15 protein-coding genes and 1 pseudogene are annotated in these 21036 nt (G+C 35.8%); 11 read left to right on the top strand and 5 right to left on the bottom strand.

The window, feature by feature from the left end; genetic code table 11:
* Positions 1–45: 45 nt before the first annotated feature.
* Together D0817_RS06495 and D0817_RS06490 are read right to left on the bottom strand one after the other, a co-directional pair.
* A pseudogene (locus tag D0817_RS06495) lies at positions 46–5388 on the bottom strand (helicase-like domain-containing protein).
* Positions 5375–5809, bottom strand: coding sequence for a DUF1896 domain-containing protein (locus tag D0817_RS06490; RefSeq protein ID WP_127337591.1), 435 nt, complete (start codon positions 5807–5809; stop codon positions 5375–5377). The pseudogene D0817_RS06495 and the gene D0817_RS06490 overlap by 14 nt, the downstream one beginning before the upstream one ends.
* 190 nt (positions 5810–5999) lie before the next feature.
* Between D0817_RS06490 and D0817_RS06485 the strand changes: the two genes are divergently transcribed.
* From D0817_RS06485 to D0817_RS06470, 4 genes are all read left to right on the top strand, one after another.
* The gene (locus D0817_RS06485) at positions 6000–6464 is read left to right on the top strand and encodes a DUF7793 family protein (RefSeq protein WP_127337590.1); all 465 of its coding nucleotides are present in this window, start codon (positions 6000–6002) and stop codon (positions 6462–6464) included.
* 63 nt (positions 6465–6527) lie between these two features.
* Positions 6528–7118, top strand: a complete 591-nt coding sequence (locus D0817_RS06480; RefSeq protein WP_158286298.1) for a helix-turn-helix domain-containing protein — start codon at positions 6528–6530, stop codon at positions 7116–7118.
* A gap of 133 nt (positions 7119–7251) precedes the next feature.
* The gene (locus D0817_RS06475) at positions 7252–8736 is read left to right on the top strand and encodes a MauE/DoxX family redox-associated membrane protein (RefSeq protein WP_127337588.1); all 1485 of its coding nucleotides are present in this window, start codon (positions 7252–7254) and stop codon (positions 8734–8736) included.
* A gap of 101 nt (positions 8737–8837) precedes the next feature.
* Positions 8838–9122 carry a DUF6520 family protein gene (locus tag D0817_RS06470; RefSeq protein ID WP_127337587.1) on the top strand — a complete coding sequence of 95 codons (285 nt, stop codon included), beginning with the start codon at positions 8838–8840 and terminating at the stop codon, positions 9120–9122.
* A gap of 62 nt (positions 9123–9184) precedes the next feature.
* On the opposite strand, the gene D0817_RS06465 is transcribed toward D0817_RS06470, so the two are convergent.
* From D0817_RS06465 to D0817_RS06455, 3 genes are all read right to left on the bottom strand, one after another.
* The gene (locus D0817_RS06465) at positions 9185–11734 is read right to left on the bottom strand and encodes a S9 family peptidase (RefSeq protein ID WP_158286299.1); all 2550 of its coding nucleotides are present in this window, start codon (positions 11732–11734) and stop codon (positions 9185–9187) included.
* Between the two features lie 119 nt (positions 11735–11853).
* Entirely contained in the window at positions 11854–13272 is a 1419-nt protein-coding gene (locus D0817_RS06460; RefSeq protein ID WP_164502521.1) for a RagB/SusD family nutrient uptake outer membrane protein, read from the bottom strand.
* Positions 13273–13288: 16 nt separating this feature from the next.
* Positions 13289–16312 carry a SusC/RagA family TonB-linked outer membrane protein gene (locus D0817_RS06455; RefSeq protein WP_127337585.1) on the bottom strand — a complete coding sequence of 1008 codons (3024 nt, stop codon included), beginning with the start codon at positions 16310–16312 and terminating at the stop codon, positions 13289–13291.
* A 609-nt stretch (positions 16313–16921) separates the two neighbouring features.
* On the opposite strand from D0817_RS06455, the gene D0817_RS06450 reads away from it, so the two are divergent.
* The 7 genes from D0817_RS06450 (at position 16922) to D0817_RS06420 (ending at position 20999) form a co-directional block, all read left to right on the top strand.
* Entirely contained in the window at positions 16922–17215 is a 294-nt protein-coding gene (locus tag D0817_RS06450) for a hypothetical protein (RefSeq protein WP_127337584.1), read from the top strand.
* Positions 17216–17302: 87 nt separating this feature from the next.
* Positions 17303–17542 (top strand): hypothetical protein, encoded by a 240-nt coding sequence (locus tag D0817_RS06445; protein ID WP_127337583.1) that lies wholly within the window; start codon positions 17303–17305, stop codon positions 17540–17542.
* Positions 17543–17756: 214 nt separating this feature from the next.
* Positions 17757–18425: a hypothetical protein gene (locus D0817_RS06440; RefSeq protein WP_127337582.1), complete on the top strand. Its 669-nt coding sequence runs from the start codon at positions 17757–17759 to the stop codon at positions 18423–18425.
* A 187-nt stretch (positions 18426–18612) separates the two neighbouring features.
* The gene (locus D0817_RS06435) at positions 18613–19374 is read left to right on the top strand and encodes a restriction endonuclease (RefSeq protein WP_158286300.1); all 762 of its coding nucleotides are present in this window, start codon (positions 18613–18615) and stop codon (positions 19372–19374) included.
* Positions 19375–19434: 60 nt separating this feature from the next.
* The gene (locus tag D0817_RS06430) at positions 19435–19872 is read left to right on the top strand and encodes a hypothetical protein (protein ID WP_127337580.1); all 438 of its coding nucleotides are present in this window, start codon (positions 19435–19437) and stop codon (positions 19870–19872) included.
* Positions 19873–20089: 217 nt separating this feature from the next.
* Positions 20090–20317 (top strand): hypothetical protein, encoded by a 228-nt coding sequence (locus D0817_RS06425; protein ID WP_127337579.1) that lies wholly within the window; start codon positions 20090–20092, stop codon positions 20315–20317.
* 58 nt (positions 20318–20375) lie between these two features.
* Positions 20376–20999, top strand: a complete 624-nt coding sequence (locus tag D0817_RS06420) for a hypothetical protein (protein ID WP_127337578.1) — start codon at positions 20376–20378, stop codon at positions 20997–20999.
* The last annotated feature ends 37 nt before the right edge of the window (positions 21000–21036 follow it).

The raw sequence follows: 21036 nt of genomic DNA, 5'->3' as shown, positions 1-21036 counted from the left end.
TATATGATTCAACAAGTAACACAAGTTAAGCACTTTAATTACTAATTAGATAGTCTTTAAGCGTATAGGAGTGTTTTCCTGAACCTGAACATAATCAATTTGAATTGTTTTTTTCGACTCATCAGCTATGAGTTCTTTATTCTCTGGAGTGATAGACAATTGTATTTTCCTGTCAACTGCCGCCAATTCATTTTTCAATTCACCAAGTACATTCTCTTTAGTCCATACACTGTTTACTACTTCTTGCAGTACAGGAATATCTTTCTCAATAGCCGTAATTTTCTTTTGCTCGGCTTCGATCAATCCGGGTATTTTTTCCAATGCATTCAAAAAATTCAGCGAAGCAAGTTTATGATCGCCTGCAATCTGCCCGTTATTATATGTATATTTTATATTTCCTTCACCTTGAATAAAAAATCGGTTGTCTCTAATATCCATTCCTTCTTTTTCCGACATTTCCGTTTTTACTAAAAGTGTAAACCCATACAAAGTACCGATTTCCTCATACAATCCCTCTGTTCTGGTTTTAATGGCAAGCACATTAAGTTTTTCTCCAATCTGTTTTATATCAGCATTTGCAGGCCGGCCGGTAAGCTCAACCGGATTTAATTTTGAACCATCACTATCTGCAAGAATGCGTTTTTCTAGGTTCTGCCAATCAACAGAAAATCTTTCTACCATCGATTTTGAAGTTTCAACAGTTGCCATGCAGTCTTCGAGTTTATATCTTGACATGGATTTGGAACGGGTAAAAGCCTGTTTTTCGTTTTCAAGTGATGTAATTTTTTTTTCCAGTTTGGCTTTTTCCAGCAAATCAGTATTTCCGGAGAGTATGGCGACATATTCTGAGAAATTCATTCCTGATTTTTCATCAATACCACCTTCATCGATGGTACGCTTACTAAGGCTGTTGTTTTTGAGCTGATCAATAAACAGCTGTTTATTATACAACAGGTTAAATTTATAGCTGTCCAAGGACTTTTCGACGGCGTAAATAATCACATCGACTTTATTATCTGCGAAGAATTTTGCAATTTCATTGCCTTTACGGATAGCCCTGCCGTCCCGCTGGGCTAAATCACTTGGTCGCCACGGCGTGTCCAGATGGTGTACTGCTACAGCTCGCTTCTGAGCATTGACTCCCGTCCCCAGCATATCGGTTGATCCGAACAGTATCCTGATTTTTCCTTCGTTCATCATGCTGATGAATTCTTTGCGCATCTTGTCGGTTTTCGTCTCTTGGATAAAACGTATTTCATTGGCAGGAATGCCTTGGTCTTGTATCAGCTTGCGTTTGATTTCCGAATATACATTCCACTCAGTGGGTTTGTAGGTGCCTAAATCGGAAAATACAAACTGGGTTCCCTTTTGGGCATTAAAACGAAAATAATATTCGGCCAGCTTTGCCGCACAATGGGAAGCTTTGTTATCGGGATGGTCATCATACTTCTTACTAATCATCCGCATATCCAGCGACATCTTGCGGGCATAGTCCGTGGCAATCAACATTTTCGCTTTCTCTTCACTTTGCGATAATGGAGCACGTCCAAGAAGCGTTGCGTTTCCTGATTTGGCAAACTCCATCAGGTTTTTGATGAATATTTCCTGCTCAGGTGTTGGCGGTATATTGTGCAGTATCTCCATCTTTTCCGGCCGGTCGATGCCAATATCTTTTGCAGTACGATAATCGGTAATCTCTGAGTAAAACTGGGCCAGTTCCGGTACCTTGATAAAAAAACGGAATCGTTCTTTCTGAACGATATTATTGGCTACTGAAAACTCATAATCAGTAGTTTTTCTTGTATAGATAGCTGCCCAGGCATCAAAACAATTAATGCCCTGTTTTTCCAATGCCTGCGGGCGAAGGTATTTGAACAAAAGATACAATTCAGTAAGCGAATTACTAATGGTGGTCCCGGAAAGAAAAGTAGCCCCTAAATCTTTTCCGCTTCGTTCCTGAATGGTTCGAATGGCAAACAAAAGGTTCAGCGTCTTTTGGCTTCCCTGCATATTTCCGAGTCCCGCCACACGATCGTGGCGGGTATTAAACATCAGGTTCTTGAAGCGGTGGCTTTCATCCACCAATAAATGGTCAATGCCCATCATCTTAAAATCGACCACATCATCCTTGCGGTTTTCAATATCGTGCTGCAGGGTCTTTAGCCTGACTTCCAAATTTTGCTTTCGTACGATAACGCCCTTGAGCATGGCGCGTGATACTTCTTTGCCCTGGGATTCAAGGGCCGATAAATTTTCTTCAACACTATCGAGTTCCGTCTGCAATATTTCTTTTTGCATTTCAGCCGATTGTGGGATCATCCCGAATTGGTCGTGGGTCAGGATAATACAATCCCAGTCATTGTTTTTAATCTCCCCGAAAATACGCATGCGTTTTTGAGGTGTAAAATCCTCTTTGCCCGGATATAATATTTTAGCATGAGGATATGCTTTTCGGTAGGTTTCCGCTATTTCATGAACATTGGCTTTCAGCCCAATAATCATGGGTTTATGTGCCAGTGCCAGACGTTTAATTTCCTGAGCGGCGGTACACATGATGAGCGTTTTTCCGGCACCGACTTCATGATCGCATATCGCTCCGCCGCTCAGTTTGATCATCCATACTGCATCTTTCTGGCTGGAGTACAGGTCTTCAATCCCCAATGCCTTTCTGTCCAGTCCGGGAAAGTCCTGATGGCTGCCATTGTATTGGGGACGGACAAAGCAATTAAAGGTATCATTGTACTTATCGGTCAGACGTTTTTTAAATTCATGATTCTGGGCATACAGCCACTGGGAAAACGCTTTACGGATTTCATCAATTTTCGTATTGGCCATCTGGATAGCTTCCATATCCCGTACTTTTATCTCTTGGTCACCATGCATTACTTTTTTGGTAATATCAGGGGTGGTATTGACCAGACCATGTTTAAGCAGCGTAATTCCATCATAAGACCGGCTTTGCGATTTTATAGCATATTTCTCGGTAATATGTATATTTTTGGTATCACATTTAATTGAGAAATCATCTGTATTCTCGTTGTAATAAATGCGTACATCCGTATTAAACAGATGCGAAGCAAAATGGTTGTAGATTCCCATTGGTATCCAGCGCTCGCCTAAATTAAAATCCAGTTCTTCAAATTCAATACGTCTGGGAAAGGCCTGTTCAAGAGCGTGAAGGCTTTCTCTGGTTTGGGTATCGTCTGGGTTTAGCTCTAAATAGTTTTGTATTGCCTGGGCTTTTTCAACTACATTTCCTGCAATCCACCGTTCTGCTATTTCATATTCTTTTTCCAAAGGATTATAGAAAATACGTCCGTGAAGTGCCTCTTTCAGATTATCAGTCGATAACCCGCTGATCTGCGACATATAATCCAAACGGACAGCTCCATATTTATTGAGTGACGCGGTTAATGCCTCATCAGGATTATCGGTTGTCATGGCAGTGATTGAAAAGCTGACTGGATGATGAAAGATATCCGATTTGTGGACCACACCGCCAACTACACGTTCGAGATATGGAATTTCGTTTCCGGCACTGTCTGTCTTAATAAGTTGGATGTTTTCTGCACTGTTCAGGCTTCCATATCTCTTCGAAAAGGCATCATAGAAATGGTTTAATATTTCTCTTTCCTGTTTGTGTTCGGTTTGTATTTGAGCTTCTTTCTCATACAATTCCTGATAAGCATCACGAACGTTGATATAGGATTCAGCTCTTATTTTTTGAATTGGTGCAAGGGTAAGGGGATGAAATAATGCTTTTTGTTCTTCCGTATTTATATCTTTCAGATAGCCTACATGCCCGTTGTGAAGCACCAGACATTCATTTCTATAAAAAGACTTCAATTTGTCTTGATAAATACTTACTTCGGCAATAGGTAAAGTTTTTAGTTCAGCAGTATCAGAGAACAAATCCCCCATTATCTGTTTATTTTCACCATTGTGTACTTTTTGAACTGATGGCGTAGTTTCATTTTGCCTGATGGGTAAATCGAATAAGTTTCCCTGTCGAACTGGTGGAACTATTTTGCGTTTAGATTGGGGAAAGTTTTTCTTTTTCTGAGGTGTACTTTTTATTACAGGAGTATTTTCATAAAAACTAAAAAGGCTCAATTGGGAAGCTGCTGAAAAGTCATTTGGGGTTACAAAATGGATTTTATCCAGTTTCTCTTTTTCAATATCTATTATTGGTATTATGGGTTCAGATATATGAATCGTAGAAATAGTTTCTGCCCTAAGTCCATTATATAAGTCCAGGTCAAAATAATTGGAGAGATCATCAGACAGCATTTTTTTTAAATCTTTTGCGATTCCTTACACGCCGTCCTTATGCTCATAAATCCACGAGGGTTTACCATATTGATTGGTTCCTTCATACAATGAAGTATGTACAATACGCTGTCCCTTTGCAAAAAGCAGGTTATTGTTGATATTTTCAGAAGTAATATAGGCTTTGCAGAATTGCTGCTCGATTTGGGAAATCCCTGATTTAGACTTGTTTTTTTGCAGTACAATCAAATCACTGCCCACTTCGGTACCGGCATAATCGGTGAACAAATTATTGGGTAAACGGATAGCCGAAACCAGATTACAGCTTTGCATCAAAGCCTCACGTATTGGTTCATTTTTGGCACTGTTAAGCACTCCTTGTGAAGTAATAAATGCCAATATCCCGCCGTCACGGAGCATATCAACTGATTTTATAAAGAAATAATTGTGAATACTTCGGGCAGCCTGCATTCTTGCAGAATTTTTACTGCGTATAAATGAAAGGTCAAAAACCGATGTATCCCCAAAAGGAATGTTACTGGCAATGATATCATAGGTTTCTTTACCGCTGTCCGGGATTTCTTCAAATCCGGCAACCCTGATGTTATTATCAGGATAAAGTTGTTTTAGTATTTTTCCTGTGAGTAAGTCCTTTTCGTATGCCGCTATATGTGATATACCTTCATTCTTAAAGGCTTCGATAAAGGATCCTCTTCCTGCAGATGGTTCCAGGAAGCGCTCTATAGGAATTTGGTTTTCTAGAAAGGAATTTGCAATGGCATCAATGATTGCAGGCGGGGTGTAAAAAGCCGTCAGTACGGAAGCTCTTATACTGTCGAGATAACGATGGTATTGTTTTTCGTCAAGCGCATTTTCACGTAAAACCTGATGAAGTTCCTGGGTAAGTGCAAATAAATCCTGTTCAGATTTCACCCAGCGGTGAAGGTCATCTGCCTTATCGGCCGGATTGAGGACAAATTTAAGACCACCGAAACCACTATATTTCATGAGTAATTGGCGCTCGTTTTCAGTAGCTTGGCGTTTTTCTTTCTCCAGCAGGAAAACAAGCTGCAACGCCTCAATATTCTTCTTTAAATGTTCTCGTTTATTGAAGGCCATTATCTTCTATCCAGATTTGAATAGTGCCGGTGAGTTCGGTGTAGAGCAGTTCAAATTCAGGGCTGTCCGCAAAGTCATCCGTAAGTTGGTATTGTTCAAATACAGGGATGCTGACAGGCAGCATTTTTAAGGCAAATGGTCTTAATTCCTCATCAGCCATGATCGTGTCGAACTCGCTGCAGACCACTTTAAAAACAGTGTCGAATTTGGAGAAGTGCAATCCTTCAAATAGTACATACTCAGCAATCTCATTGCACTGCTCAATTTTATTGCCTGCTATAAAAGCATCATTGTAGACTTTAGCAGCTAATTGTCCACGTCGTTCAATAAATTCTTTGTCTGTGGATAACTCAGGAAAACTGCTGTTGAGCAATTCCTTTAATCGTAGTGCGTAATAGGATATTTTATTCTCTGCCTTCATAAATAATGAGTATTAGGGATGGTAAATTTACTTTATTAAAACAAAAGCAAAAATATAACGAAGGAGCTATTGAATATTTTTAAGGCATTATTTGACTGGTAACGGCTTTAATTGACTGGTTTAAATGGTAGCAAAGGAAGCACTAGCTTTCTCTTTGCTAATTTTTTTTATGCGCAGTTATTAAATAAAAATGATTGTAAACGATTTAACTTTGCCGTTTTTTTGTAAGTGTTCTTCTTTTAATTCTTCCTACTTTGCAACTTGGAACAGAATATTTAAATGCATGATTTTTTATGAAAATGAACTTTTTATCCTGTCAATCAGCAATAGCATTATATCTTTAGAATTCAAGTCTAAAACAGTTATTAATCTTTCAGCTGCGCAAAATATTGTTGCAACGAGATTACAATTACAGGCGAAAAAAGTCTACCCTTTATTTTTAGATATGAGAGGTGTAACAGATTCTGACAAAGCAGGCCGTGATTATTTAGCCCAATATGGTTTTATGCTCACCAAAGCCGTAGTTATCGTTGTTAATCCAGGAGTTTCATCAGTCATAACGTCTTTTTATCTTAAAAGGTATACAGCTGAAGTTCCGGTCAAGGTCTTTACAGAAAAATTAAAGGCGATGGAATTTTTAAATACATTCATATAGCTCATAAATCTCTGCATCGATTCTCAATTTCTGGATATGGAAAGGGAAATAGATCAACAGCGAATGAGAAACATATACCATATGCTTCTGGAGATGTCAGTAGGTAATTTTACGTACCGTATACCTCGTACCGAAAATGACGATAATTTAGAGGGATTAGCGGTTCTGATCAATATGTTAGCAGAAGAAATGAAAGAGGCAATCTTCCCTGATGGATACATCAATAAAAACCACACTCACAATCACATAACTGAAACCAAAGAAGATTATAAAGCTTTGATCAAATCTTTACCCGAAAATTCAGATGTTATAATTCGATCATTGGAAGCCCGCCTGATTCAGAATGTTTACGATTACATTATAGGACATTTGGATTCCCCATTGCCGTCCTTAAAGGAATTATCGCAAATTTTCGGCATCAATGAATTCAAATTAAAGCAGAGCTTTAGGGAATTATTCAGGACAACTATATACCAGTTTTATAATGAACAGCGACTTAAAAGAGCGCATCTCTTAATAGAACAAAGTATTCTGCCTTTAAAAGAAATAGCCTACATAAGCGGTTTTTCAACCTATGCTAATTTTTCAAAATCATTTAAGAAAAAATTTGATTATGCACCCAACCGCGTTAAGAGGCCGGCTAAGAACATATAAATAAGATTTTCTTTTGAAAAATTATAGTCATGGGCTTTGCTGTCCGTTTTTGACATACGATTATCCTGAATTGACAAGTGTTATTTATTTGTTTTATAGAATTTTACATCACAAATCACCAATAACTTTTATCATGAAATTTAGCCAGCGCCATAAGTATATTTTTGTAGAAGTAGTTTGTTTCCTGTATATACTGCTATTTGTTTATGCAGCAGGAAGCAAATTTTTGGATTTTCAAAATTTTCAAACACAATTAGGGCAGTCGCCGCTCTTAAGTGCATTTGCAGTTTATGTATCTTTTGGTGTACTGCTCGTAGAAATCATGATCTCGATTTTACTTAGTATACCAAGACTCCGACTGCCGGCCTTATATCTGGCAGTTGGATTGATGACAATGTTTACTGCTTATATTATCATTATTTTAAATTATAGTTCTTTTATTCCCTGTTCATGCGGTGGTATTCTGGAAAAGTTAGGATGGCACGAACACCTTGTTTTTAATTGTGTCTTTATTCTCTTGGGTACAGTGGCCATTTTATTATTGAACCATGGGAAGAGAACCTTAAGAGTACTGTTGATTACCGATATAGCCGCGATTGGAATCATGATTGTATTATTCTTTACATCCGAAGATATTATTGCCAAAGAAAATCCATTTATCCGACGTTTTGACCAATATGCCATAACAAAAATGGACCAAACCAGTTTACAAAACCCCTCATTTTATCTGGCGGGTTCTGATAATGGAAAAATATATTTAGGGAATTTTGCTGCCCCTTTACAAATACAAGTTTTTGATACTGTTTTCAAAAACAAAAAGCAGTATACCATACAATTAGATCGAGATGATTTTCCGTTTCGATCAGCAGAAGTAAGAATAAAAGCCCCTTATTTTTACCTGTATGATGGTATGGTTCCTGTAATTTACAAAGGTAAAATAACAGACTGGAAGGCAGGGGTTATTTACAACGGTAATCATTTTTTTACCAAAGCAGCTGTAATCGATTCCAATAGTATCGCCATTCGCGGCCAGCAAAAAAATACAGGGGAGAATTTGATGGGAGTCTTATACTTTAATAACAATATCAGCATTACATATAATCCCGATATTCTGGAAAAACAAATTGACGGCATATTTGATACTGACGGTACATTTGAATATAGCTACGGACTTAAACGTTTTGTTTATACCTACTATTACAGGAACCAATATATTGTTACTGATGATAAATTGAAGGTACGCTACAGAGGTAATACAATAGATACCACCACAAAAGCTAAATTAAAAGTAATAAAAATAAAGCTGTCAGGTGATACCAAATTGGGAGCACCTCCTTATACGGTAAACAAAAACACGGCTGTTTTTAAAAATTTACTTTTTGTGAATTCCTCCCTTAAGGGAAGATTTGAAAGTAAAGAGGTTTGGGATCAGGCCTCCATAATTGATGTTTATGACATCTCTAAAAATGAATATGTTTCCAGTTTTTATATTTACAATATTGGAAAATCAAAGATGAAATATTTTCTAGTTAATGATTCCAGTCTGTATACCATTTCAGGTTTGGTCCTGCAGCGGTTTTCATTGGGAAACACCATTAAAAAAGCTATTAGAAAATAAAAATAAATCAATTAATTGATTCATTGCCACCGGGCCCGGTAACAGGGGTAAGATCGAAAACCTGTAAAAAAGAGTAGATCATTAATTTAAATTTTAATATTATGAGAACTATTGTAAAAGCTTTAGTATTGCCAATTGCAGCATTTGCTCTGGCAAGCGCAGGTGCTGTAAGCACAAATGTGTCAAAAGAAAGCAAAACTGACACAGTATTAATTTCGGGTTATATTCATAATCCACAACCAAACAGCTGTCAGGAAGTACAGGTAGATTGTACTCCCACTAATGGTGCTACTTGTATGTACAACAACGGTAGCAGTAACTTTCAGGTATATAGAAAAGCATCTGCTGCTGCTCCCTGTAATCTTCAATTGTTTAGACCCCAATAATTTTCAATTGGATTGAAATGTAATGCAGTTCCGGATTCTGGAACTGCATTATATTTATCATTCTATTTAGTTTTTGTACCCATAGTAATCCATAAGGCGGCAGGCTGCTTTTTTAAATAACAATCAAACCATTGTTGTATTCGTATTGTTAAGTCTATTTGATTAGCTCTTTTATAAATGGCATGGGATTCATTAGGATATACCAACATCATATGTTCTTTTTCGAGTCTTCGCAGTGCTATGTAAAAAGCCTCACTTTGTTCCCAGCAAACATTTGTATCCTCTTTTCCTGACCATTGCAGTAATGGTGTTTTTATATTTTTTGCATTTATTAAAGGAGAATTGCGAAAGTAGCTTTGCGCATCTTCATAAAAAGATTTACCCATTCTAAATTGCTGATTTTCTAATCTCCAGGCTTGAGGTATTTCAATATCTTTGCCCATGCTAAAATACCACGAAACAGTATCACTTATTCCTGCACCTGATATTGCTGCTGCAAAAATATCCGTTTGTGTAATAATAAAATCTGTTTCATATCCTCCGAAAGAGTGTCCTATGAGACCTATCTTTTGAGGATCTACAAATCCAAAATCAATTACTTTTTTAACTGCTGCTATAACACAGTCTGTGGCTGAAGGGCCAGGATCTCCCAATTCATAAACAATATCCGGCAGCAAAACAAAATAGCCATTCAAAGTATAGTTGGTGGGATTGAAACCTTCCTCACTGTATTGGGAAGGATTCGTATACTCGTGCAGTATGCCTGACTTGGTTTGATAAATATTTACTACCATTGGATATTTCTTTTCCTTATCATAATCGCTCGGATATAATAATACCCCCTTCAATTCTTGACCTTTTTTATTTCTATAATGGATTAGTTCTGATTTGCCCCAATTGTATTGCTCTTGCTGTGGATTACTGGCAAATACTTCTGTACTTTTTGCACTTTTATTGGGTTTAAATAACAAAACAGATGACTTATCAAATTTCTGCTCAATGAAGACGTAAGAGCCATTTTTTGATTTATGCACTTGATCAATAGCACTCTCGTTAAAAGCCAATGGTTTTTCTCCTTCTCTGGTATTCCAAATAAAGTATCCTTTAGAACAGTCATCTTTATCGGTAGCTTCCAGAATTAAATCTTTTGACAAATCAAATACCGCAGTACTTTTTCCATCATACTTTGCTGAAAATAGATTAGAAAATTCAAACTGGCTTATCCTGAAAACAATATTTTTTTCCCTGCCATGGGTAATTCTTCTGCAGGTATTTTGTGCAAGGTCTGCTATCCACAGATCAAAGGTGTCGTAAAGCAATAGATACTTGCCATCTGAACTCCAGCCGGGACAATTATAAGGTGAAATAGGAGGCATTAGAGCATCATTCCTTGAATCCCATACTGTTGCGATGCCGCTCGTAAGATTAACACTTTTATTTTTATCAGGATTATACAGCCACCAGTTATCATCACGATAATAGGCAATTTGATTTGTCAAAGGAGAAATAATAAGGTCATTATGGTCTGTGGTCTGCTGCTTTAAAAAAAGCGAACGGGTGTTCTTTTTTAGATCCGTAATATAATAATCAACATCTCCATACTCTTTGTAATGTGGAGCATACGATTTGGGATTTGAAAGGAGCGCGTAATCCTGCTTTCCAGTTAACTGTACGTATGGCAGATCGTTTGAGGATATTGGTTGGCAACTGTTGGTTTCTGTAAACCAAACCCAGAGTTTGGCAATGTCTTGAAAGTTTCCAATCTTTTTTTCCAAAGGATAAACAAAGGGCGCATTGCCATTCCATATTTCTACCTCGTTTTCCTTTACAGAAGGCGCAAGTTCCTTATTTTTAATACCAAAGAATACCTTTGAGCCATCATCGGAGATATTTAATCCCAAATCTTTTACAAGATTCAATTCTGCTATTTCTTTAAAATTCTGCTGTATCAGTTGGATTATTCTTCGCTTCGATAACTGGCATAAATACAACTTATTATTTTTTGTAATACTGTCTGTTTCCTTGAAGAAAGCTATTGCATCTCCATTTTTTTGCCATGTGAGCGTGTGGAAACGATGCTGCTTTCCAGAAATGACAGTATGTCTGGCATATTTTTTTAAATCTATAAGCCCCACAGTTTGATTATCAGACAACTCACTACTATAGACTAAAGCATCTGCTTTACTATTAAGGATGTATTCTGAAACACCATTGATACTATCGAGTATCTCTCCATTTTTATCCCTGATTTGCATGTTGCTTTTAAGACCATAAGTCTGGTTTAGAGTAATAATATACTTTCCACTGTAAGCAACCTCAAATCGGCTTACATCAGGTACTTTTACTTTTCTCCCGGAATTAAGATCAACAATATTTAATTTCTGGTCAGGCATCATGCAGGTGAAAATATCTGCATTTAAAAATATACCGCTGCTGCCATTTGGGAAAGAATATATTTTATTTCCAACCGTACTTTTAACAAAGAGGGTATCTGTATTATTTTCATAGCTCACTTTATAACTCACCCAGCTTCCTGTTCCAGATAAGGCTGTAACTCTTAAATTGCCCCATTTATAATATTCATTTTCACTTAGGTGTTTTTTCTGTCTCACCTGCGCTATTGCTATTGAAGTACTGCAAATCAAAAAAAAGATGCAGACTATTATTTCGCAAATACTCAAATGAGCATTTTTCCGCTTTATTATGTTCGTTTCTTTCATTTCAGATTGAATTAATAACCGGAATTTTGCGGGTTCAAATTTGGATTTGCCTGCAGCTCTTGTGCAGGCAGTGGCCAAAGGGCATCGTCATGTGACCATCCGGGTTTTGAAGCTAATGTGGTGTCCAGAATGCCTGTCCTTTTTAAATCAAAAAAGCGGTGCCCAAATTCGGTAAAGAATTCGAAACGGCGCTCATTAAGTACTGCTGTTGTAATTTCTGCTGAAGTAAGAGCGTTTGTATCGTTTAGTCCTGCGGTATTGCGTATTTTATTCAGGTCTTCTTTTGCCCCAATAAGGTCACCTTGTCTAGCTCGTGCCTCTGCACGAATGAGATACTGCTCTGCAAGACGAAAAACAACCGAATATTCGCTGGAAATTCCTGCACCTGAATCTAGCTTGTACTTATAGGCATGATACCATGTTAAATTTCCGTCAGTAATTGCTCTGGTCCAATGCGTTTTTCTCTGATCATTGCTCTCAAATGAGCTCATCAGATTATTATTTAATGCCACGCTCGCAGGCGGGCCTGAATTAAAAATAAACAGATTGCCTTCAGCAGAATTCGCCGTATTACTATCAGGTATAAACTGCCAAATAGTTGTTGTGGATCCTTTAAGGAATATTTTGTCTAAATCAGGTTCCCAAGTGTAAAGGGGATTATTTAAAACAGCTGAAGCGCTATTGGCAGCTTCTGCCCATAATCCCATAAACAGATACACGCGGGCTAACAAGGCATGAGTTGCTGCTTTGTTGGGTCGAACCCGTTCTGAGGATATATAATCTTCAGGCAATAATAAAACCGCTTCCGATAAATCATTTACTATTTGATTATACACTTCAGAGACTGGCATTTTATGTACCTTACTGTTTTGGACATAATCTGTTGTTTTTACATAAGGAATCTCACCGTACAGATTGAGCAGATAAAAATGAATAAGCGTTCGGACAAAAAGTGCCTCTCCTTTAAGATGATTCTTATCATTTTGAGACAGTGATTTTGAGGCTGAAACGCCTTCAATTACTGCATTTGAACTATAAATCACATTATAGCTTTGGTTCCATAAATCCTGTATTCCGGATTCGGCGGAAAAAAGCGAATTTGTATAGAAGTAATTGGGATCATTAGCCTGATAATAATCCAACTCATCGCTATACAATCCTAATCTACAGGATAAACCCGTAGAGCGGCCGGTCAATAATCCTGTATCACGTAGTTTCGTATACACACCAGCCATCGCAGCATTTGCAGTAGTCGCATCCTCAAAAACTGTTTCACCATTAAGCTGTGAACCCGGAAGATCAACTTCTACAAAATTATCGCACGAAATTAACAACGTAATTACAACTCCCAAAACCAAAATTGGAAAAGTGTTAATTCTTATCCGGTTTTCATTTAAAAAAGACCGAAAGGTTTTATATATAGTTTTCATTTTTAGAAGTATTATGTTAGAAAGTCAATTGGACACCAACGGTATACATTTTTAATGGTGGTAAATACCCAGCGTATTTAAACTCGGGATCACCGCCTTTATAAGAAGTAAATGTCATAAGGTTTTGTCCTTGAAAAAAAAGTCTGCATTTTAAGTTTTTATCCATCTTTAATGGTAAATCATAGCTGAGGGAAATGTTTTTCAAGCGTATATAAGATCCGTCAACAATAGCAGCATCACTTGACCTGTAATTGTAAAATGATGTTACTGCCTCTCCATTTGTGCCTGTTGTGCTCTGTTGATAAGGAGTGTTATCACCTGACTGCTGCCATGAATTTGTCATAGCTGCCGTTTGATTGTAAAAAGCCCCCGCTGGTACATTAGCGATATAATCGTAGTTTTTCTGTTTGACAAATTGAAAAAGAAAGTCTAACTGTAAATTCTTAAACCGAAATTGATTTTGTATCCCGCCAAAATACTGTGGGGTTAAATCAGCGACTGTCTTTCTGTCCTTGTCTGCTGTAATAAGACCATCTCCATTTACGTCTTCAAATTCATAAATACCTGTCTGTGTGTTGAGTCCGGTATAGTGAAATACTTTTGTAATGTTTAAGGAACTTCCAATAACATAATTATTAGCATAGGTGGAAGCCTCCAATCCGGGAAATGATATCAATTTATTTTTTGATGCTGAGATGTTAAAATTTGATGTCCAATCAAAATTTTTATGGTCAATATTCAACGTTCTTAGCGTCAATTCTATTCCTGTATTTTCTACAGTAGCATCCAAATTTGCATTTACGGATGAAAAGCCCGTGGTTCCCGGCAATGGTATACCAACAAGCTGATTTGAGGATCTATTGAGGTACCATGCCGTAGTTAGAAAAACACGGTCTTGAAAAAAACCGGTTTCAAGAGCTGCTTCAAACTTTTTATTGATTTCCCAGCCAAAATCAGGATTAAACAGTCTTACTGGATTTAATCCGATGGTTCCCTGATAAGGCGTTCCTGCGGATGTGTAGGTATTTAAAAATTGATAGTCACCGATTTGATCATTTCCTGTTGTTCCGTAGCTTGTACGCAGTTTTCCAAAACTCAGGATGCTATTATTCTCTTTTAAGAATTTTTCGTTAGAAAATAACCATGCTGCTCCAACAGCCCCAAAAACAGCAAACTGTTTACCCGGACCAAAACGACTTGATCCATCGCGTCGTCCGGTTAAATTCACAATAAACCGTTTTTGCCAATTGTAATTGATCCTTCCGAAAAAAGCCTGATACCGATAGACAGTCTCATCACTGGTAAATGTAAAAACAGAATTTGCCGAAGAAAGGTCATTTATCAGGCTGTTGCTTGCAAATCCATATCCCATTTGATACAGACGGTTGTTCTTTTGCTGTTGTGCAGTAGCGCCAATCAGAATATCCATTTTTCCATTGGTAAATGTTCGGTTCCAACGCAGTTGCGGTTCAATTATCCAGGATTGTCTTAGCGTTGTATTAGTGAGTAATATTGATTCACTACTACCTATCCCATAAGCAGGATTGTACATTGTGGAAGGCATCGTACGCACTTCATTATTCTTAAGATCGGTAAAACCCAAATTTGTCTTGAATTCCAAACCGGGAATAATCTCATAACTGAGCACTGCATTGGCCAAAAGATCATTGGTTTTTATTACTCCTTTACTAATCAGCGAAGCCAGAGGATTTTCGAATGTATTGTTTTCCCAGTTTAAATTTCCATCAATATCATATAAAGCAGGGGCATTGGGCGCTAATGATCGTGATATACCAGTTAGGTCAGTGGAGGGCTGGTTATTTTTTTGAGAGGTGTAACCTCCAGAAAATGTTAATTTAAATTTTTTATCATCAGATACATGGTTCATACTGAAATGAACAGCCCCTTTGTTATATCCAAAATTTCCCGGAAACACTGTGGTTTCTGTTCGGTAGTTTCCGCTTAAAAGATATTGGGTTGAACTGGAACCTCCTGCGATTCCTAATTGGGTGTTGTTAATTTGTGCTGTACCGCCAATAAGTTCTTTCTGCCAGTCAGTATATCGATTTTGATCCCATGCTCCGTTGATGTCATATGCGGAATTTGGATAAACTGTAATTCCATCGTTCACAAAAGCTTGTCGCCGCATTTCCAGATATTGTGTGGTGTTCATCAGGTCAAGCATTTTTGTTACTTTACCGATACCTGACGAAGCTGTAATCGTGACTGTTGTTTTCCCGGCTTTTCCTTTCTTAGTGGTAATAAGTACTACGCCATTTGCACCTCGGGAGCCATATATTGCCGTGGCATCAGCATCTTTAAGCACTTCAATACTTTCAATATCAGCTGGATTAATACTGTTAAGAGGGCTTGTCTGGCTGGCAGTTATTGTAGAGGTCTCAGTGGAGCCTATTGTCTCCGAGGAATAAGGAACACCATCAATAATATAAAGTGGACTGTTTCCATCTGTACGCAGGCTGTTTTGTCCTCTTATTTTTATTTGGAAAGCCCCTCCTGCAGTACCTCCATCCTGAATTATCTCAACCCCGGCCATACGACCCTGCATGGTAGCAAGTATATTTGTTACTGGTTGTTTTTCTATATCCTTGGAAGTGATTTTGGCTATGCTTCCAGTCCGTTCACTATTTTTAACAGAATAATAGCCCGCATTTACAGTCACTTCCTGTAATGAAGTAGTGTTATCAAGCATTTTTACATCGATAATCTTGCGGTTACCAATGGAAATGTCAAGGGTTTTATATCCGAGATAGGAAAAGATAAGAATATCAGTAGTATTTGCGGTGATAGCGTATTTACCATCGAAATCAGAAACTACACTTGTTGTAGTTCCCTTTACTTTTATGGTAACTCCTGCCAAAGGTATCACACCATCTGTAATGGTTCCTGTAATTTGTTGCTGCTGGTTAGGCAATTTTAGTAGTGTTGGATTGGCTCTTGTGGTATAGCAGCACAGGTAAATTACTGAAACAAACGTGTACCAAGGAAGTATCCGACCCTTGTAAAATGAAAAAATTTTCATAATTTTGGATTAGTTAAGTGAAACAATGTTTTATTTATTCTCCGGCTCTCTATTCGTGCGTCAACAGTGGATAGAGGGCCTTTTTTTGTTTAGTTTCAACAGGAAACCTTGTTGAAAATGAGAAAGTAGCATGAGATTTAAAAAGCCCATACTGTTTTACTAATTCAAATAAATTTAAACAGTACAGGCAGTAAATATCACAAAGGTTATTTCATAGGCAGGCAAATGATTAATTGTTAGACAAAAAAATTTATGCAACACTAATGAAATAAAGAAGATTGCTAAGAATAAAGCAGAGAAAAATTAAGACCTAAAAAAAGGCGCGGAACTCAGCTTATATTGTATAGGAGGTACTGGCGGTACCTTTACCACAAATAAGTGAGCCCACGCCATAAGCGTGAGCATCTTACTTATCTTCTCGTGGTATTTAAAAACGCCAGTTTTCCTATACGAGATTCAAAGCGAATGCTTCAATATTGTTTTGAAGAATCGCAAAATTACATTTTCATATTTAATGTAATGACAAATATAAGAAAATATTTTAAATTACCGATTTCGGTAATGAAATAATTCATTATAAAATACAAATTGCAGAATAAAAGTGCAATTATGGAAGAGTTTCAAACTGAAAGAATTAAGGAATTAGTAGCTGCAAAAATAAAGGAGATAAAAGGAGTTACCTCATATGCCGAAATAGCTGGAAAATGCAATACGAGTCAGGCTAAAATTAGCAATGCAGCAAATAATAAGATAGATTGCAGATTAAGTACTTTTATTGAAATAGCAACTGGAATGCGAATACATCCAAAAGAGTTATTTGATATAATGTTTGATTTTGATAGTTATTATGCGAATCTAGATGGGGCATTAGGAAATGAACAGAAACAAAAAGAGTTGCCTTGATTTCGACTTAAAAAAATATATTCATAAAATAAGACGCTGGTCAGCATCTTTATTCTTCGAATAATTTTAACATCATAAATTTAAGCTATGCAAAAAACAACTAAAGATACTAGTGCAGTTCAAGCTATAACAAACCTTGCTAGAATCAAGAATTCAGAAATCGGATATTACATTGAGCATTATTTAAGTTTCGGATATTATCGGGTGCGGGTTAGAAATGGTGGATTGAATATATCATTCGAAAAAGTTCAAGATTTTAATGCAACTGGAAAGTTGACAGACGAGCAAATTCAAGAGGTTGCGAATAGCTTTGTAAAAATGAAATAATTTCTAAAAAATATAAAGATGCTTGAAAGAGCATCTTTTTTTATTATACGGAAAACCGTAATAGATAATTATAATTGTTTTGTATTTTTATAATATTCAATAAAAAATAATGATATGAAATATAAATTTGGAGGTAGAAATAAATAGTCAACAATGTCTCTACTATTTAGATTATAAGTGTTAAGCAGCAAAAATTAAATCAATTGAAGAAAATATGAACGAAAATAGAAAGAAATCAAGCGAACTACTGAAAAAGATAATTTCAAGTGATACTTTCAAGCAACAGGAAAATCTTGTTGCAGAAAGAAGAAAAAGTATTAAAACCGGCGATAATGTTATCCATTTACAATATCTAGGAGTCTTTGAAAATGAAGAGATTGAAGATATAAATCAAATACTAAAAAAAGCGGAACTTGAATTGAGTTCATATAATTATAGTGGGATTGCGCAAAATAATATTGAAAGCTATACTTTAATTACATTTTTAGTAATAAATCAACCTTTAATTATTGAACTTTTAAAAGGTTTAGCGACAAATGCAGCTTGGGATATTATTAAAGAAACTATATTTTTCGCTAGAGATAAAATTAAGAGAAAGAAAATCAGTAAAGTGACTTCTGCATCTGTTGAAGAGAAAGACATAACATTTGGTTTAAAAGTTAATTTAGATGAAAACACAAGTTTCAGTTTTGAACTAAAAGGAAATCTAAGTGACGAAGTTATTGAACACTCATTAGACAAAGTACTTGATTTCCTAAAAGATCAAAAGATCAAGACTACTTATCAAATTCCGGATTTTGTGAAGTTTTCTGAAAAAGATAACAAATGGGTTAAAATTGATGTGATGAAAGAAATTAAAAAGAAAAGTAAGAAAGGAAAATAATTAGAAATAGACTGTGACTTATAAATAATTATTAAATGGCCACTATTTCAACAAGTTTCGTTATGTTAAAAAATGTAATATAAAATGTTGATGAATAGTCGTACCTATAATTCAATAAGCTCTTATATTTTGGTTATTTCCTAAAAAATCACCAGCTAAAAGAGAACGACAAATATTTAAAATTGGAGTGGAAAACTATAAAAAAGGTAAGGATTTTGAAGACTATATTGAAAAAGTATATAGGCTACTTCTGATATTAGAAACAAACACGGATGAAGAACCAGTTGTAATTTCAAGAAATGTAAAGCTTCTGAGGAATGGTTACACGGATGAGATTGACATTTTATATGAATTTGTAAAAGCGAGAGTCCGCCATAGAGTGGCAATTGAATGCAAAAAACATTCCTCACCGATAGCAATAAACCAAATAAGAGATTTTCATGCTAAAATTTCAAAATCACAAAACATAACTGGTGTATTTATATCTAATAGTGGCTTTCAATCTGGAGCAAAAAGTTATGCATCGGAACACGATATAATTCTTATGACTACAGATGATCTTCCAAATTTTTTCAATCTGGTTGGAAGTCGTTTAAAGCAGATATTTTTACCAAACGAGCATATTATTGGAGAACCATTTTATGTACTTATGGAGCATAATAATGGAGAATTAACTGGAACTTATCATATTGTAAGCTTTGAAAAGACTCCAAAAGTAATTATGTTATTTTTGTCAAAAAAACTAGCAAATGAATTTATCACTAGAAATAAAGAATTTGATCTTACTCCGAGAAGCTTAAAAAAAGAATCCTATGATTATATAATACTTTTAGCAAAAAAAATCAATGTAAAGTTTCAATTGATTCTAATGTATGATGACTCTAAAAGAGAAAACTGTCATTCTTTATGTATAGAACCCGAAGATTTAAAAAGAGAATTTTATGAATAAAAGCAATGTATTCTTGGATTCAAAATAGATGGATTACTCATAAAGTTAAATAACAAATAAATGGAAAGAATTACCCCTGATAACTACAGTCAAGTTTTAAAATCATTTTTAAGTCAAAATAAATTAGAGGTTCGAAAAGTTTCAAAAGCAATAAATTGCTCGATTTCAACTTTGGAAAGATTATTAAACAATCAAACTACTCCGACTAATGAAATGATAAAACAAACTGGACTATTAATTACTTTAGGTTTTGTCAAATATTCTAAATTAAGTAATGCTGAAAAAGAAAAGTTTTCTGAAAGACTTGGAACTGTAAGTGGAGCTGGAATTGGATTCGGAAGTATTACAGCTGTAGTTGGCGGGTTAGGAACTGCTGGTTTATCTGGTGCAGGAATAATGTCTGGGCTAGCCGCTATTGGTGGCTTTGTTGGCGCTGGTGCTGCAACAGGAATCGTAGTTGTAGCTGCAGTTCCAATCTTAACTGGAATTGCTGGTTAGGGGTTAATAAAAGGAGTAAAAAATCTTACTGGAAATTATAAGCAAAAAAACATCGTTATTGATGATCACTGGGAAATAACTAAATAAATATACTAGCAATAACAGTGATTCGCAAGATTAAGGTTTTAGCAGTTAAGCTATAGTCTCAATATTCAGATAAAAAACTATTCATCATATTTCTTTTTTTATTAATATTGTTAATATCAAAACTAAAAAAATGAATAATAATTCCGATCCAAATAAAGCTAATAAGGATAATCGCTCTAATCAATTAAATCCAAATAATTCTGCTTACGATAAGTCTCGTCAAGAAAATAATTCTAATACTAATTTCGATGATGATGACGATTATAGTTATGTTCCACCAACTAATAATAGCGGTAATGACGATGATTTTGATGATAATGAAACTTACGGGGATGATTGGGAATTTAATCATGATTAGAATTAAGCTATAGCTATTATCTTAGACCAATTAATCTTACTCATTAAATCGCAAAACTATGACTAAATATAAAATTGGAATTTTAGCATATGGTTCTCTAATTGACAATCCTGGAAAAGAAATCGAGCCTATAATTATCGATAGAATAAATTGTAAAACTCCATTCAAAGTTGAATTTGCACGCACTAGTAGCTCTAGGAGTGGTGCACCAACATTAATTCCTTTTGAGACAGGAAATGAAGTTAAAGCTGTTATTCTAGTTTTAGAGAATTCTACCGATTTATCTCATGCAAAATCAATATTATGGAGGAGAGAAAGACATAATTTTGATGATAAAAAATATGTAGAAGTTATAACTCCAACAAATAACCAAGTTGTAGTGAAGTATATTAGAGATTTCGAAAATGTTGAAACAGTTATTTATACATCAATTGGGAAAAATATTGACGGAAAAGTAACTGCTGAGAAACTTTCGCAATTAGCAATTGAATCCATACTCAGCAAAGCCGGCGAAAATAAAAAAGATGGAATTCGATATCTATATGAATCAAAGAACAATTCTATTGTTACAAATCTTAGTCAGGAATATGAACAAGCAATTCTTGATAAGACTGAAACCAAAATACTAGAAGAAGCTATTAATAAATTGGATTTACAAAGAAAAAATATAGCCGATAGGTAACGGAGTGCTTTACGAGTAAAAGAGTTGTTTGAATTTT

It is taken from the genome of Flavobacterium cupreum, assembly GCF_003996965.1.
Taxonomy (GTDB): Bacteria; Bacteroidota; Bacteroidia; order Flavobacteriales; family Flavobacteriaceae; genus Flavobacterium; species Flavobacterium cupreum.
Note: the sequence above shows the minus strand (reverse complement) of the source record. Positions and strands in the feature narration are given on the sequence as shown.